The sequence below is a fragment of the Anaerophilus nitritigenes genome, from assembly GCF_004138215.1.
Classification (GTDB): domain Bacteria; phylum Bacillota; class Clostridia; order Peptostreptococcales; family Thermotaleaceae; genus Anaerophilus; species Anaerophilus nitritogenes.
Map to the genome: position 1 here is coordinate 1 of NZ_RYYS01000038.1, position 15,768 is coordinate 15,768.

The 15,768-nt window shown below is 29.5% G+C and carries 16 protein-coding genes; all 16 read left to right on the forward strand.

Features of this window, described 5'->3' with window-relative positions; genetic code table 11:
- The first annotated feature begins 310 nt into the window (after positions 1–310).
- Entirely contained in the window at positions 311–1,147 is an 837-nt protein-coding gene (locus EK368_RS05920) for an energy-coupling factor transporter ATPase (protein ID WP_129597431.1), read from the forward strand.
- Complete coding sequence (locus EK368_RS05925) at positions 1,135–1,989, forward strand: energy-coupling factor transporter ATPase (RefSeq protein ID WP_129597433.1); 855 nt, start codon at positions 1,135–1,137, stop codon at positions 1,987–1,989. Before EK368_RS05920 ends, EK368_RS05925 begins: the two co-directional genes overlap by 13 nt.
- Position 1,990: 1 nt before the next feature.
- The gene (locus EK368_RS05930) at positions 1,991–2,788 is read left to right on the forward strand and encodes an energy-coupling factor transporter transmembrane component T family protein (protein WP_129597435.1); all 798 of its coding nucleotides are present in this window, start codon (positions 1,991–1,993) and stop codon (positions 2,786–2,788) included.
- Between the two features lie 11 nt (positions 2,789–2,799).
- Entirely contained in the window at positions 2,800–3,540 is a 741-nt protein-coding gene (truA, locus tag EK368_RS05935; protein WP_129597437.1) for a tRNA pseudouridine(38-40) synthase TruA, read from the forward strand.
- Positions 3,541–3,673: 133 nt separating this feature from the next.
- The gene (rplM, locus tag EK368_RS05940; protein WP_129597439.1) at positions 3,674–4,102 is read left to right on the forward strand and encodes a 50S ribosomal protein L13; all 429 of its coding nucleotides are present in this window, start codon (positions 3,674–3,676) and stop codon (positions 4,100–4,102) included.
- Between the two features lie 22 nt (positions 4,103–4,124).
- Positions 4,125–4,517: a 30S ribosomal protein S9 gene (rpsI, locus tag EK368_RS05945; protein WP_129597441.1), complete on the forward strand. Its 393-nt coding sequence runs from the start codon at positions 4,125–4,127 to the stop codon at positions 4,515–4,517.
- 110 nt (positions 4,518–4,627) lie between these two features.
- Positions 4,628–5,782, forward strand: a complete 1,155-nt coding sequence (locus EK368_RS05950; RefSeq protein WP_129597443.1) for an AI-2E family transporter — start codon at positions 4,628–4,630, stop codon at positions 5,780–5,782.
- 342 nt (positions 5,783–6,124) lie between these two features.
- On the forward strand, positions 6,125–7,582 hold the full coding sequence (locus EK368_RS05955; protein ID WP_129597445.1) for a 4Fe-4S dicluster domain-containing protein: 1,458 nt from the start codon (positions 6,125–6,127) through the stop codon (positions 7,580–7,582).
- Positions 7,583–7,682: 100 nt separating this feature from the next.
- Entirely contained in the window at positions 7,683–9,230 is a 1,548-nt protein-coding gene (locus tag EK368_RS05960) for a spore germination protein (protein WP_129597447.1), read from the forward strand.
- A gap of 3 nt (positions 9,231–9,233) precedes the next feature.
- A complete protein-coding gene (locus EK368_RS05965) occupies positions 9,234–10,382 on the forward strand; it encodes a Ger(x)C family spore germination protein (RefSeq protein WP_129597449.1) in 1,149 nt (382 codons plus the stop codon).
- 3 nt (positions 10,383–10,385) lie between these two features.
- Positions 10,386–10,595, forward strand: a complete 210-nt coding sequence (locus tag EK368_RS05970) for a hypothetical protein (RefSeq protein WP_129597451.1) — start codon at positions 10,386–10,388, stop codon at positions 10,593–10,595.
- Positions 10,596–10,599: 4 nt separating this feature from the next.
- Positions 10,600–11,742, forward strand: a complete 1,143-nt coding sequence (locus EK368_RS05975; protein WP_165000339.1) for a Ger(x)C family spore germination protein — start codon at positions 10,600–10,602, stop codon at positions 11,740–11,742.
- A 229-nt stretch (positions 11,743–11,971) separates the two neighbouring features.
- Positions 11,972–12,835, forward strand: a complete 864-nt coding sequence (locus tag EK368_RS05980) for a metal ABC transporter solute-binding protein, Zn/Mn family (RefSeq protein ID WP_129597456.1) — start codon at positions 11,972–11,974, stop codon at positions 12,833–12,835.
- A 10-nt stretch (positions 12,836–12,845) separates the two neighbouring features.
- Entirely contained in the window at positions 12,846–13,607 is a 762-nt protein-coding gene (locus EK368_RS05985; RefSeq protein ID WP_129597458.1) for a metal ABC transporter ATP-binding protein, read from the forward strand.
- A 1-nt stretch (position 13,608) separates the two neighbouring features.
- Positions 13,609–14,433 (forward strand): metal ABC transporter permease, encoded by an 825-nt coding sequence (locus EK368_RS05990; RefSeq protein WP_129597460.1) that lies wholly within the window; start codon positions 13,609–13,611, stop codon positions 14,431–14,433.
- 152 nt (positions 14,434–14,585) lie between these two features.
- Positions 14,586–15,758: a polysaccharide deacetylase family protein gene (locus EK368_RS05995; RefSeq protein ID WP_129597462.1), complete on the forward strand. Its 1,173-nt coding sequence runs from the start codon at positions 14,586–14,588 to the stop codon at positions 15,756–15,758.
- The last annotated feature ends 10 nt before the right edge of the window (positions 15,759–15,768 follow it).

Sequence of the window (15,768 nt, forward strand, 5' to 3'; positions counted from 1 at the left end):
AATATGAAGAAACGATCGAAAATAGCATTACAAACTCGCTATGCTCAAACAGTGTAATGCTAAGCATTTTCTCACTTATTCTATATCTTCACAAATTCTCAATAAATGTTCCTAATTTTTATGACTTTGTTACAATATACTTTGTTAACAGCCTGATGGTTTTGTTGATCTTTCTAAATACAAGTTTATGTAAATTTTAAAAATTGAATTTTTGGTAAACTATATGAAATAAAAAAAAGAACAACCTATTGGTATTCTTATTCATACGAGGTATAATATATAGGTATACTATAGATGAAGGACGGATAATATGAAGAACATTATTGAAATAAAGGATCTTATATATGAATATAGAAAAGATGGAGATGAAAAGATACAAGCTTTAAAAGGTGTTACATTGAATGTAGATGAAGGTGAATTTTTAGTAGTCATAGGTCATAATGGTTCAGGAAAATCTACTATGGCAAAGCATATAAATGCACTTTTATTACCAAGTGGAGGAAAAGTTTATGTAAAGGGTTTAGATACTTTAGATGAATCAAAATTATGGAATATAAGACAAAGTGCAGGAATGGTTTTTCAAAATCCAGATAATCAAATTGTAGCTACTGTAGTAGAAGAAGATGTAGCTTTTGGTCTTGAAAATTTAGGGATTCCTCCAAGTGAGATAAGAGAAAGAGTAAAGAGAGCTCTAAAAGCTGTAGGAATGTATGAATTTAGAAAAAAGGGGCCTCATCTATTATCAGGAGGACAAAAGCAAAGAGTAGCTATTGCAGGTGTGATCGCCATGAAACCTGAATGTATTATATTAGATGAACCTACTGCGATGCTTGATCCATCAGGAAGAAAAGAAGTAATGGATACGATTTATAGACTCAATAAAGAAGAGGGAATTACCATTGTTCATATTACTCATTATATGGATGAGGCAGTATCTGCTGATCGAGTAATTGTTATGGAAGATGGACATATGGTATTAGAGGGAAGCCCTAAGAAAGTTTTCTCACAAGTTAAGACTTTAAAACAATTAGGTTTAGATGTTCCTCAAGTAACAGAACTTGCTTATCAATTAAAGAAAGAAGGAATTTTAATTCCACAAGATATACTAACAATAGATGAGATGGTGAGATATTTATGTCAATCTTAATAGAAAATTTAACTCATATATATAATCAAAATACTCCTTTTGAAACTACTGCTTTAAATAATGTAAATGTAGAGATAGGAAAGGGTGAATTTATAGGTCTTATAGGGCACACTGGGTCAGGAAAGTCAACACTCATTCAACATTTAAATGGACTTTTAAAACCTTCTTCCGGAAAAATTAGTATCAATGGATTTGATATTACAAAAAAAGGAGTAGCTTTAAAAGAAATAAGGCAAAGAGTAGGACTTGTCTTTCAATATCCAGAACATCAACTCTTTGAAGAGACTGTATATAAAGATGTAGCCTTTGGACCTACTAACTTGGGGCTTACAGAAGAAGAAATTGATAAAAGAGTAAAAGAATCTATAGAACTTGTAGGACTTTCTTTTAAAGATGTAAAGGATCGCTCTCCTTTTGAATTGAGCGGAGGACAAAAAAGAAGGGTGGCTATTGCAGGTGTAGTTGCTATGAAACCTGAGGTTTTAATATTAGATGAACCTACGGCAGGACTTGATCCTAAGTCAAGAGATGAAGTACTAAGTCAAATTAAAATTCTTCATGATAAATATAAAATAACTATTATTTTGGTTTCTCATAGTATGGAGGATATTGCAAGATTAGTAGATAAAATTTTTGTCATGGATCATGGGAATTTAGTTCTTACAGGAGTCCCTAAAGAAGTATTTAGTAAATCTGAGTATTTAGAAAGTTTAGGATTGGGAGTTCCACAGATTACAAATTTAATGAAGAAATTAAAAAAATCAGGTAAAGATATAAAAGAAGATATTTTTACAGTGGAAGACGCAACACAAGAGATATTAAAGTTGATAAGGGGAAAATAATATGTTAAAGGATATTACTATAGGACAATATTATCCAGTAGATTCTATCATTCATAGATTAGATCCGAGGATAAAAATTTTGTCTACATTTGTTTATATTTTATCATTATTTATTGTAAAAGATTTTACAGCGTATCTATATCCCGTGATCTTCTTAGCAGGAGTAGTAATGCTTTCAAAGGTGCCACCTTCTTATATGTTAAGGGGACTTAAACCATTATTTTTAATTATTATTCTTACCTTTAGTATTAATATATTTTTGACAAAAGGAGAAGTAATATATCAATTAGGACCATTAGATGTGACAAAAGAAGGATTACATCAAGCAATTTTTATGGGTTTAAGACTAATTTTATTAATTGTAGGAACATCTCTTTTAACACTGGCTACATCTCCTATACAGTTAACGGATGGAATAGAGAAGATATTAGATCCATTTAAAAAAATAGGTGTTCCAGCTCATGAACTAGCCATGATGATGACAATTGCTCTAAGGTTTATTCCCACTTTATTAGAAGAAACAGATAAGATTATGAAAGCTCAAATGGCAAGAGGAGCTGATTTTGAAAGTGGAAATATATTAAATAGAGCAAAAAGCTTAGTACCTTTATTGGTGCCTTTATTTATTAGTGCTTTTAGGAGAGCAGAGGAGTTGGCTATGGCTATGGAGGCTCGTTGTTATAGAGGCGGAGAAAATAGAACAAGAATGAAAGAATTATCTTTTCATACTAGAGATTTTATTGCTTCAGTTGTTACCATGCTTATGATTGGAGCAATACTAATAGATCGATTTATATAGAAGGTGTGTATATGAAAAATATAAAGATGATTATAGAATATGATGGAACAAATTTTTATGGATGGCAGAAGCAAAATAATGCAAGAACAGTACAAGAGGAGATAGAAAAAGCACTAGAGAGAATATTAAAAAAGAATGTAAAAATTAATGGGTCTGGAAGAACAGATGCAGGAGTTCATGCATTAGGACAAGTAGCAAACTTTTATGAAGATTTTACGATTCCAATAAATAAGATATCTATAGCTTTAAATTCTATTTTACCAGAGGATATTTCTATTCAATATGTAAAAGAAGAAAATAAAAATTTTCATGCAAGATATGATGCTCTAGGGAAAAAATATATATATAAAATATATAATGGTTCTATCAGAAAACCTATTCTAAGGAATTATTCTTATTTTGTACCTCATGTACTAAACATAGAAGCGATGCAAAAGGCATGTGAATTTTTCATAGGAGAGCATGATTTTAAAGGATTTATGTCATCTAAAAGTAGTGTCATAGATACGAAAAGAACTATATATGAAATGAAATTATATAAACAAGATGAAATGATTATACTAGAAACAAAAGGAAATGGATTTTTATATAATATGGTGCGTATTATAGCAGGAACACTTATAGATGTAGGGAAAGAAAAAATAAATTTTTTAGATATTTCAGACATTATAAAATCAGAAAATAGAAAAAATGCAGGTCATACAGCTCCACCACAAGGATTATATTTGTCAAAAGTTTATTATAATCTTTAAAATTACCTTGACACACACGGCTCTATGTATTAAACTATATTGGTGATATGTATATAACAAAATCCACTAGCCCCGGGTTTTGTATATATAGATGCGTGTGAATTTTGAAAAGTAGTGTTAGGAGGGGAAATATATGAAATCATTTGTTGCAAAGCCACAAGAGGTTGAAAGAAAGTGGTATGTAGTAGATGCTGAGGCAAAAACATTAGGTCGTTTAGCTTCTCAAGTAGCAGCGATTTTAAGAGGAAAAAATAAACCAACATATACACCACATGTAGATACTGGAGATTTCGTTATTGTAATCAATGCAGAAAAAATTGCTGTAACAGGTAAAAAAATGAATCAAAAAATGTATAGACACCACACAGGTTATGTAGGAAACTTAAAAGAAGTTGCTTTTAAGGATATGCTTGCTAAAAAACCTGAAAGAATTATTGAATTAGCAGTAAAAGGAATGCTTCCAAAAAATAGTTTAGGAAGACAAATGTTTAAAAAATTAAAAGTATATACTGGTGCTGAGCATAAACATGAAGCTCAAAGACCAGAAACTCTAGATATATAGTCTTAGGAGAGGAGGAAATACAATGGCAAGTGTACAATATTATGGAACAGGAAGAAGAAAAACTTCTATTGCAAGAGTAAGATTAGTTCCTGGAGAAGGAAAAATTACAATCAATGGAAGAGATATAGATAATTACTTGGATTATGAAACATTAAAAAGAGAAGTAAGAATGCCTCTTGTATTAACTGAGACGGAAGGAAAATTTGATGTTTTAGCAAAAGTTCATGGTGGAGGATTTACAGGACAAGCTGGAGCATTAAGACATGGTATTTCAAGAGCATTATTAAAGGCTGAAGGAGAATTAAGACCAATTCTTAAAAAAGCTGGTTTCTTAACTAGAGACTCTAGAATGAAAGAAAGAAAGAAATATGGATTAAAGAAAGCAAGACGTGCACCACAATTCTCAAAAAGATAGTATTTTCTACGATTCTTTTATGGATCAAGATAGACAAAAAACACTACTTGGATATCCAGGTAGTGTTTTTCTATCATCTTGTAGAATGAATCTTAAAGGGAGGTGTTTGTATGAGATATTGGTTTTCAAAGAAAGAATGGAAGAGATCTTTAAATACTTTAATGATTATTATATTGTCTATTGTATTTTATAAATTTATGGACAATATGGATGGATTGTATTTTTCTATTTATGAAAAGGTTACAATTTTTATAAATGCGTGCAAACCATTTTTATTAGCAGTCGTCATTGCTTATATTTTTAACCCTATTGTAAAATGGCTTGAAAAAAAAGTAGTAGGTCGTGTATTATCTAAGGAGTATAAAAAATATAATCGAACCATTAGTACCATATGTGTATTTATAATATTTATATTGATGATCTCACTTGCGTTGATATATGTAATTCCACGAATATCTATAAGTATAAAAGACCTTTTAAGCAGTTTACCTCACTTTGTTTATGATCATCAAAATAAAATCATTGATTGGGTACATAATCTCTATAAAAATGATATGTACAATATTGCTCCAACTATTGAAAAAAATATTAATCATGTATTTTTAAATGTTAGTAAGATTTTTCAAGGGATATTAAATAATGTTTTAGACAGTGTGATCGAACTTACTTCCAAGACTTTAAATATATTTGTTACTTTAATTGCATCTTTTTATATTTTGATGGACAAAGACTCATTAATAAAAGGATTAGAAAGAATACTTAAAGCAATATTTAAAGAAAATCATATAGAAGATCTTAAAGCTTTTTGTAAGGAAGCAGATAATATATTTGTAAAATTTGTAATAGGAAAATCTATAGACTCATTTATTATAGGTGTTATAGCATTTGTAGGATTATCTATTATGAAAAGTCCTTATGTATTGTTGATTAGCTTAATAGTAGGAATTACAAATATGATTCCTTACTTTGGACCATTAATTGGAGAATTAGTAAGCTTTATATTTGTCTCTTTTTATAGCCCAATAAAAGCTTTATGGGTATTATTGTATCTTGTGATTTTACAACAATTTGATGGATTTTATCTAAGTCCCAAAATACTTGGAGATACAATGGGAATCAGTCCTTTGTGGATTATTTTTTCTATTGCATTAGGAGGAAGTTTGTTTGGTGTGATCGGTATGTTTTTAGGAGTACCAGCTATATCTATGATTATTGTAGTAGTAAGAAGGTTTGTAGACAAAAGATTGGAAATGAAAATTAAGTAAAATGCTATTGGAAAACTTCCAATAGCATTTTACTTAGTTTTCAATATAATTTTTATACAATCATAAAAGAATAAATGATGCGTATGATGAAAATGAGAAGTGAATAAAAGTATTACTTAGAAAAGAAGGATACATCTTGATAAATTTTTAACAATATAGTATACTAAAAGTAGATTTTGATATGAAGCAGTAGATATCCTAATTATGACTATCAATCTACCAAATGAAAATATGAATTGGATCATAGATTTGACTATAAAATTGAGAGTAGTAGATGAACTGGTAGAGTTCATGAAAGAATTAGGAAAACGTATATAAAAATAATATATAAGGAGATCTGTTATGAGAAAATTTGAAAATAATGTTCAGATGATTAAGTATAAAGTTTTAAAAGAAGTATCTAAATTTGCCATGGAAGGAACATTGCATGAAAATTTAGAAAATATCCCGAATATTGTTTTAGCAGATCCAAAGACGAGAAATAGGTGTTGTATATATAAAGAAAGAGCTATTGTTACAGAACGGGTAAAGATTGGTATTGGAGGAGATAAAAATAATCCTAATATTATAGAAGTTTTAGAAAGTGCCTGTGATGAATGTCCTATAGATCGATTTACTATTACAGAGGCCTGTAGGGGATGTCTTGCACATAGATGTTCAGAAGCCTGTCCTGTAGGAGCTATTTTTCATGTAGGACAAAGAGCATATATCAATCAAGAAAAATGTATTGAGTGTGGAAGATGTAGAGATGCATGTCAATACAATGCAGTTTCAGATGTAATGCGTCCTTGCAGAGGAGCTTGTCCTACAAAAGCTTTATCTATTGATGAAGATAGAAAAGTAGTTATAGATAATGATAAATGTATACAATGTGGTGTGTGTATCATACAATGTCCTTTTGGAGCGTTGATGGATAAATCTTATGTGTTAGAGGTTATTGAACTTTTAAAAAATGAAAAAGAAGATACACATGTATATGCAGTGGTTGCACCAGCTATAGCCAGTCAATTTACAGAAGTAAAAATAGAACAGATTATAACAGCCATCAAAAAATTAGGATTTTATGATGTAGTAGAAGCAGCTTTAGGAGCAGATATGGTAGCGCTGCATGAGGCTCATGAATTTAAAGATACAATAAACGAAAAAGGTTTTATGACAACTTCTTGTTGTCCTGCTTTTGTAGAGTATATAAAAAGGCAGTATCCTACTCTTTTAGATCATGTATCTAGTACTGTATCCCCAATGATTGCTATTTCAAGATACATTAAAAAAACAGATCCTATGGCAAAAGTAGTATTTATAGGTCCATGTACTGCAAAGAAAGCAGAAATTCAAAATGAAAATGTAAAGGGTAGTACAGATTATGTGCTCACTTTTGAGGAACTTTGTGCTATGATTGATGCAGCTGATATAAATGTAGAGGAATGTGAAGAAGATCAACTTAATAATGCTTCTTTCTTTGGAAGAAGTTTTGCAAAATCAGGAGGAGTAACACAAGCAGTTAGACATATTATAGAAGAAGAAGGAATAGATGTAGATTTAACTGCAGTATGTTGTGATGGAATCAAGGAATGTGACAAAGCATTGAAATTGGCAAAAGTAGGAAGACTTCAAGGAAATTTCATAGAAGGTATGGCATGTATAGGAGGATGTATTGGAGGAGCTGCATCACTTCATCATGGACCAAAGGATAAAAAAGCAGTAGATCAATATGGAGAAAAAGCATTAGAAAAGAAAGCTAAGGATGCATTAAAAGTACTTGAAATGAAAGATATCAATCTTCATACAACCCATAAATAAAACCACCTATTTTATAGGTGGTTTTATTTATGGGTTAGAATAGAAAAAATCAATTTAGCAAATAATACTATAGACTATAAAGGATGTAGAGGGTGTTGATATGTTTAGAATCCTAAAAAATAAACTTTTCGGACAAGATCACATAACTAGAAAGAATATATATAAGCCTACTTATTTGACAAAATCTCTAGATGAAAATATTTTAGTATTTCAAACTATTTTTGATCATGATGAGACAATTATTTTTAGAAAAATAGAAAGTAGAGAGTGGAAACATCTAAAATGCTGTTTAATTCTTGCAGATGGAATGGTAAAAAAAGAGGATATTCAGGATTTTATTATTCAGCCTGTTGTAGAAAGCAAAGACCCTAAAAATCAAGATTTAAATATTTTAGAAAGATTGTCTAATCAAATCATAACTACAGCAGAAATACAAAAACAAAAGGATATAGATCATTTAGTGGGAGCTATTTTATCAGGAGATAGTGTTCTTTTGATAGAAGGAGTGAAAGAGGCTCTTATATTAGATACAAAGGGATGGGCATTTCGTGCTATTACAGAGCCTATATCAGAGCAAGTTGTAAGAGGTCCTAGAGAAGGGTTTACAGAGACTTTAATTGTAAACTTATCTTTGATTCGAAGAAAAATTTTAACCCCAGATTTAAAATTTCAATTTAAAAAGATAGGAACAAGAACAAATACCAAAGTATGTATATGTTATATTGAAAGTGTAGTTCATGAAAAAATACTCAAAGAGCTACATAAAAGATTAGATGATATAGAGATTGATGGAATATTAGAGTCAGGGTACATAGAAGAATTTATAGAAGATGCTCCTTTTTCTCCTTTTTCTACTGTAGGACATACAGAAAGACCAGATGTTATTGTAGGAAATTTATTAGAAGGGCGAATTGCTATTTTAATAGATGGTACTCCCTTTGTATTAAGTATACCTCATTTATTTATTCAAGACTTTCAAGCAAACGAAGATTATTATAATCGAGCTTTTTATGCAACCATTAATAGAATGCTTAGAATCTTATCATTTTTTTTAACTACTAGTGTACCAGCTATTTATATAGCACTTGCTACTTTTCATCAAGAAATGATCCCAACCCCTTTGATTCTTAGTATATCTGCAGCAAGGGAAGGAGTCCCATTTCCTACTATTGTAGAAGCGTTATTGATGCTATTAGCTTTTGAGCTTTTAAGAGAAAGTGGAGTGCGTCTTCCTGCTCCTGTAGGAACTACGATAGGCTTTGTTGGAGCTATTATTTTAGGGCAAGCAGCAGTAGATGCAAAATTTGTAAGTGCCCCAATCGTTATTGTAGCAGCACTTACTGGAATTACAAACTTTTTAATACCTAAAATGATCGGACCTGTTATTGTCATAAGATTTACTTTTTTAATGCTTTCTGCGTTTTTAGGGTTATATGGGTATATATTTGGAGTCATTGGATTATTTATTCATCTTATGTCTTTAAGATCTTTTGGTATTCCCTATATGTCACATATCGGAAGTTTAAAGATTCAAGATATGAAGGATACTAGTATTAGAGCTCCTTGGTGGTATATGTATTATAGACCTAAGCTTTTATCTCATAATTCTATTCGAAAAAAGGACTCTCAGATTCCTGAAAAGAGGTAAAAAATGAAAAAAATAATGATGATAATATTTAGTATGATTTTTTTATCAGGATGTTGGAATTATGGAGAAATTGATGATACATCTATTTCAGCAGGATTAGCAGTAGATTATGATAAAAAGAAAGATCAAGTGATTTTAAATGCAGAAATTATCTACCCTAGTATTGAAGGAGGAGAAAGTATTTTAAAAAGCCAGATGATACAAGGGAGAGGGAAAAATAGTTTTGAGGCAATTAGAAATATGATTCAAACCACAGGTAAAAAAGTATTTTGGGCTCATGCAAAAATAATTGTGATCAGTGAAGAGGTAGTTAAAAATGAGAAAGCACTCATGAGTTTGATAGATTTTGCCAAAAGAGATGCAGAGTTTAGAGACGATTTGTGGTTAATGTTATCTAAAGAAAATACTGCACAAGAAATACTGACAATGGAGCCTTTAATTCAGGATATAGCCTCTTTTCAGATAGAAGATATTTTTAAAAATGAAAAAGGAGTATCAAAGTATATAGGGACTCCTCTTTGGAAATTTGTTGATGACTTATCTATAGAAGGAATATCACCTATTCTTCCTACAGTTAGGATACATAGCTTTGAAGGGAAGAAAATTGTAGAAATATATGGTACAGAAGTTTTTAAAAAAGAAAAACCAGTAGGATGGCTAGATGGAGAAGAAACAAAGAGTTTATTATTTATTTTAGATAAGCTCAAAGGAGGAACTATAGTAATTGATCAAAAAGAAGAAGGAAAATATAAAAAAATTGCATTAGAAATTCTTAAGAATAATACAAAAGTTGAACCTATTTATAAAGATGGACAGTTAGATATTACTATTCATACAAAAACTACTGTGAATATTAATGATCTAGAAAGTGAAATAGATTTTATGGATAAGAAGGTAATGAATAAAATTCAAAAAACAGCAGAGAAAAAAATAGAAGAAGATATAAAAAAATTAGTAGCTAAAGTTCAAAAAGAATACAATAGTGATATTTTTAGATTTTCTCAAAGTATAGAAAAAAAATATCCAACACTTTGGACAGAAATCAAACCGAATTGGGATAAAGTTTTTAAAAAATTAAAGATCAATGTACATGCAGAAATTTTGATTCGAGGAAGTGCATTAAGATCAAAACCGATTGAGGTGAAAAAATAAAATATGGTGATTTTAATTATATTAGCATATTTGATTATTGGAGTAATAGAGATTGTACCTCTTATCCAAAAAAGACAGAAAAAAGAAATCATTCTTTATGTAACATTATTTTTAACAGCTTTTGTAATGAGTGTATTGTTAAGCTTGGGAGTAGAGATTCCTAGTCCTGCTAAGCCTATTGAAAGAGTGGTAAAAGCAGTCATAGGAGGATGATATGATGAAAAAATTTTTACTACTAAGTATAACTTTATTTTTATTAAGTGGGTGTTGGAATTACCAAGATATTAATAATACTAGATTAGTAGCAGGAATGGCCATAGATTATGATCAAGAAAAAGATGAATATATTACTACTATTGAGATTGTGAATCTACAAGCAGGGCAAAGAGGAGTTATGAAAGGACAAATTTATCAAAGTAGAGGAAACCTTCCTTTTGAAGGCGTAAGAGATATGATTATAAAAACAGGAAAAAAATTATATTGGCCACATGCAAAGATTATTATTATTAGTCAAGATATAGCAAAGGAAAAAATGATTCCTATTTTAGATTATATTTATAGGGATTCAGAGTTTAGACAAGAAGTTTATCTTATTGTTTCAAAAGAAAAAACTGCCCAAGAAATTTTTAAAAGATATACAGGAGAAGAATTTAGTTCTATTTTAGGCTATCATATACATCAAGGAATCAAATCAGAAAAAAGTATATCTAAATATACTGGAATAGAATCCTGGAAATTTATAAAAGCATTATATGAAGAAGGAATTTCGGCTACTCTTCCAGCTATTAAAAACGTAGAGAGAAATGAAAGAATCTATCCTATTTTAGGAGAATTGGCAGTATTTCAAAAAGATAGTCTTGTAGGATGGCTTACAGAATCAGAGACAAAAGCATTTTTATGGGCAGTAGATGAAATAAAAGGGGGATTAATCATAATCGATCCACAAGTAGAAAATGAAAAAGTAAATGTAACGTTGGAAATATTAAAAAGCAAAACTACAGTAAAGCCTATCTATAAAGATGGAGAAATCATTATGAATATAGAAATTACAACAGATGTAGCAATAGGTGAAATTGCTGGATCGATAGATGTGATTGGTAAAGAAGGGAGAGCCATTGTACAAAAACAAGCACAAAAATATATTAAAAATCAGGTAGAAGAAGTCATTAAGAAGGTACAAAAAGATTATAATAGCGACATATTCCAATTTAGTAAAAAAATTAAAAATACAATGCCTCATATATGGAAAAATATATATAAAGATTGGGATAAAATGTTTAGTCAAATAAAATGTAATATAGAAGTAAAGATAAATATAAGGGGAAGTGCTTTAAAATCAAAACCTATTTTAATAAAATAATATTTAATACACCTACTCAAGAACAAAGTAATGCTATAGAAGATATAGCATACACCATAGAAGAATTAAACAAAATGATGCAAGTTTTTATAGAATCTATGGGTATTTTCAAAGTATAAAAGTCTGGTATATTGCCAGACTTTTATACTTCCTTTAAATGCAAATGACTTGCATTTGCATCAAGATTTACATATAATAAGAATAGAGGAAAATAGAGAGGAGTATGGATATGAAAAATTTTTTTTGTATTTTATGTATGAGCTTTGTGATTTTAATGTTTACAGGTTGTAGTCAAGAGGCAGAGAATAACCAAAAAATAAAAGTAGCTGTATCTATTGTTCCACAAAAGACTTTTGTAGAAGCTGTAGGAGGAGATTTAGTTGAAACAGTAGAAATGATTCCACCAGGAATGAGCCCTGAAAATTATGCACCATCTCCTAAAGAGTTAAAAATGCTTAGTGAGTCTACACTGTATTTTTCTATAGGAGTTCCATCAGAAAAAGAAAATATTTTGCCAAAATTAAAAGATATGAATAAAGATATTCAATTGATATCTTTAGAAAATGAAGTATCAAAAGTTTATAAAGATCGAGAATTTGCTAAAAACCAAAGAGACCCCCATATATGGCTTTCTCCTAAAAGAGTAGTCGTCATAACTGAAGTAATTAAAGATGAGCTTATAAAAATTGATCCACAAAATAAAGAAATTTATGAAGAGAATGCCAATAAATATATACAACAACTAAAAGAAGTAGATATAGAAATAAAAAAATCTATTGAAAAACTTCCCCAAAAGTCTTTTGTTGTATATCATCCAGCCTTTGGATATTTTGCAGATGATTATGGATTAGATATGATCTCTATTGAAGAAGAAGGAAAAGAAGCGACTATAGAAGATATCAAAAGAGTTATTGATTTTGCGAAGAGTGAAAACATAAAAGTGATATTCTATCAAGCAGAAATTGATTCTAGACAATCTAGGACTATTGCAGATGAAATAGGAGGAAAAACAAAAGAAATTGAACCTTTAGCTAAAGATTACATACAAAACTTAAGAGATATGGCAAAAACTTTTACGGAAAGTTTAAAGTAGAGGTGAGGATATGACTCATGTATTAGAGTTAGAAAATGTAGATGTTTTTTATGATCAAGTACATGCTCTTTCAGATATTTGTTTGAAGGTAGAAGAAAAAGATTTTTTAGCTATTATAGGACCTAATGGAGGAGGGAAAAGTACTCTTTTAAAAACCATATTAGGATTATTAAAACCTACATCGGGTAAAATTATGCTGTATGGAAAATCTATTCAAAAAAGTTTGGGAAATATAGGATATGTTCCTCAATTTAGTAAATTTAATAGAAAATTTCCTATTTCAGTACGAGAGGTAGTACATTTAGGATTTTTAAAAAATAAGAATAGTCCATTTGCAAAATATAAAGAATTGGATATTAAAAAAGCTGATGATATTATGAAACAATTAGATATTTTTCATTTAAAAGATAGACAAATAGGGCAATTATCAGGAGGGCAATTACAAAGAGTGTTGATTGGTAGAGCATTAGCAGTAGAGCCTAAACTTCTTCTTTTAGATGAGCCTACTGCAAGTTTAGATGCAAGTGCTAAAACTCAAATACATGAAGTACTAAAAGGACTGAATAAGGAGATGACTATTGTGATGGTAACTCATGATATGAGTGCTGTATCTACTTATGTAAAAAATATTGCTTGTTTAAATCAAAAATTATTTTACCATGGACAACCTTTATTAACAGAATCTATATTAGGACAAGTCTATGGATGTCCTATTGATATGATTGCCCATGGAGTTTCTCATAGAGTATTACACAAACATAAGGAGAATTGATATGCTAGAAGAAATTTTTCGTTACCAATTTTTACAACATGCTATTTTAAGTGCAATTTTTGCAAGTATTGCATGTGGAATTATTGGAACTATTATTACAGAAAAAAATTTGATCATGATGAGTGGAGGAATTGCGCATACAGCTTTTGGAGGCATTGGAATGGGCTACTTTATAGGAATTGAACCTATATTTGGAGCGTTGGTATTTTCTATTGTAGCAGCTCTAGGAGTAAATAAAATTCATAAAAAGACTCATACAGGAGAAGATATATTAGTAGGTATGTTTTGGTCTTTAGGAATGGCTCTTGGAATTTTATTTATATGGTTGACACCTGGATATCCTCCAGAGCTATCCTCTTATCTTTTTGGAGATATTTTGACAGTTTCTAAAATGGATTTGTATATGATGATTATAGTAAATGTGATGATTGTAGGTATAGTAGGAGGTTATTTTCAACAATTTAAGGCGTATTTATTTGATGAAGAGTTTGCAGCAGTAATAGGAATGAAAACCTCTTATTTAGAAAAAATAGTTTTTATTTTAATTGCGTTAACTATTGTAATATTGATAAGAGTAGTAGGAATTATTCTAATTATAGCTCTACTTACAGTCCCTACAGCAATTGCAAAGGAATTTAGCTATGATTTAAAAAAAATTATGATTCTTTCAAGTTTAGTAGGAATTTTATTTTGTCTCTTTGGTCTATTTATTTCCTATTTATTGCAGATTCCCTCTGGTGCTAGTATTGTGATTTCATTAGTGATTTCTTATTTAATCATTTGTATCATTAAAAATAAAATAAAAAAAGGAAAACTTTCTATTTAAAGAAAGTTTTTTTGTAATATATAGGAAATTATATATTTGATAAAATTGTAAAGTATCTTTAAAAATAAAATACATATACTAAAAATCAAAAGGAAGATAAAAATTAAAATAAAAATATGTAGATCAATAAGAAATGGTGTGAGACAATCATCATGAAAAAAATAAAATGGTATATTGTATTGATTATTGCTTTGTTTCCAATAGAATGTTTTGGGATTGATAAAGATATAGACAGTATGGTCTATATTGTAGTAAATGATCAATTGGTAAGTTTTGAAGAAACTTATCCTGTAATTAAAGAGGGTATGACCTATGTCCCTATTAGATTTTTAGCAGATCATTTAAAAGTAAAAATAAAATGGGATAAAAAAAGTAATAGTATTTTTTTGACAAAAGGTAGTAAGCAAATCATTTTAGATATAACTTTAAATGCTTTATTTACAAATCAAGGACAAATTATTACGGATGGTATTTTTTTAGAAGACGGAAGAACAATGGTTCCTTATAAGTTTATAGCTAAATATTTTGGATATGAAGTAAGCTATATTGACAAAGGACCTATTGCAAGAGCTACGAACCAAAGCCTATGTGTAGAAGATGAAGATTTGTTTGATATACTTCAAAACAAAATTATACAAGAAAAAGAAAAAATTTTAATTCAAATACAAAGAAAAAAAGAAGAGCAAATAGCAAGAGAAAGAATTGAAATGAGAAAAAATCTTAAAGTAGTATATATTACATTTGATGATGGGCCTACTCCCTATACAAAAGAAATATTAGATATACTCAATCAATATGATTCTAAAGCTACTTTTTTTATGCTTTCTGATAGAATTAGAAACTACAAATCAGTAGTAAGAGAAATTATTGCTCAAGGAAATAGTGTAGGGCTTCATGGAGTAAGTCATAATGTAAATAAAATTTATAAGTCAGAACATACGGTAGTTGGAGAAATGAATCAATGTAATGAGGAGTTGCAAAAAGTAGTAGGGATAAGAACAAATTTAATTAGAGTTCCTTATGGAAGTATTCCTCATATGAAAAAAAATTATGTAGAGGCTGTAAACACAGCAGGATATAAAATGTGGGATTGGAATGTAGATAGTGAAGATAGTTCTCAAAAGAATATTTCACCCAATCAAATATTATCAAATGTAAAAAAACAAGTGAAGAATAAAAACGTAGCAGTAATCTTACTTCATGAAAGAAAAGCTACAGTAAAAGCTCTTCCAGAGCTTTTAAAATATTTAAAAGCTGAAGGATATATTACAATTCCTATTGATTATAGAGAAGAACCTATCAATTTTTGGAATCAAAAAAAATAAGACTATTATA

Coding starts and splice junctions, on each gene's coding strand:
- EK368_RS05995 (WP_129597462.1), top strand. CDS start 14,586: ATGAAAAAAATAAAATGGTATATTGTATTGATTATTGCTTTGTTTCCA.
- EK368_RS05960 (WP_129597447.1), top strand. CDS start 7,683: ATGTTTAGAATCCTAAAAAATAAACTTTTCGGACAAGATCACATAACT.
- truA (WP_129597437.1), top strand. CDS start 2,800: ATGAAAAATATAAAGATGATTATAGAATATGATGGAACAAATTTTTAT.
- EK368_RS05990 (WP_129597460.1), top strand. CDS start 13,609: ATGCTAGAAGAAATTTTTCGTTACCAATTTTTACAACATGCTATTTTA.
- EK368_RS05955 (WP_129597445.1), top strand. CDS start 6,125: ATGAGAAAATTTGAAAATAATGTTCAGATGATTAAGTATAAAGTTTTA.
- EK368_RS05985 (WP_129597458.1), top strand. CDS start 12,846: ATGACTCATGTATTAGAGTTAGAAAATGTAGATGTTTTTTATGATCAA.
- EK368_RS05980 (WP_129597456.1), top strand. CDS start 11,972: ATGAAAAATTTTTTTTGTATTTTATGTATGAGCTTTGTGATTTTAATG.
- EK368_RS05920 (WP_129597431.1), top strand. CDS start 311: ATGAAGAACATTATTGAAATAAAGGATCTTATATATGAATATAGAAAA.
- EK368_RS05965 (WP_129597449.1), top strand. CDS start 9,234: ATGAAAAAAATAATGATGATAATATTTAGTATGATTTTTTTATCAGGA.
- EK368_RS05970 (WP_129597451.1), top strand. CDS start 10,386: ATGGTGATTTTAATTATATTAGCATATTTGATTATTGGAGTAATAGAG.
- EK368_RS05925 (WP_129597433.1), top strand. CDS start 1,135: ATGTCAATCTTAATAGAAAATTTAACTCATATATATAATCAAAATACT.
- EK368_RS05975 (WP_165000339.1), top strand. CDS start 10,600: ATGAAAAAATTTTTACTACTAAGTATAACTTTATTTTTATTAAGTGGG.
- rplM (WP_129597439.1), top strand. CDS start 3,674: ATGAAATCATTTGTTGCAAAGCCACAAGAGGTTGAAAGAAAGTGGTAT.
- EK368_RS05930 (WP_129597435.1), top strand. CDS start 1,991: ATGTTAAAGGATATTACTATAGGACAATATTATCCAGTAGATTCTATC.
- EK368_RS05950 (WP_129597443.1), top strand. CDS start 4,628: ATGAGATATTGGTTTTCAAAGAAAGAATGGAAGAGATCTTTAAATACT.
- rpsI (WP_129597441.1), top strand. CDS start 4,125: ATGGCAAGTGTACAATATTATGGAACAGGAAGAAGAAAAACTTCTATT.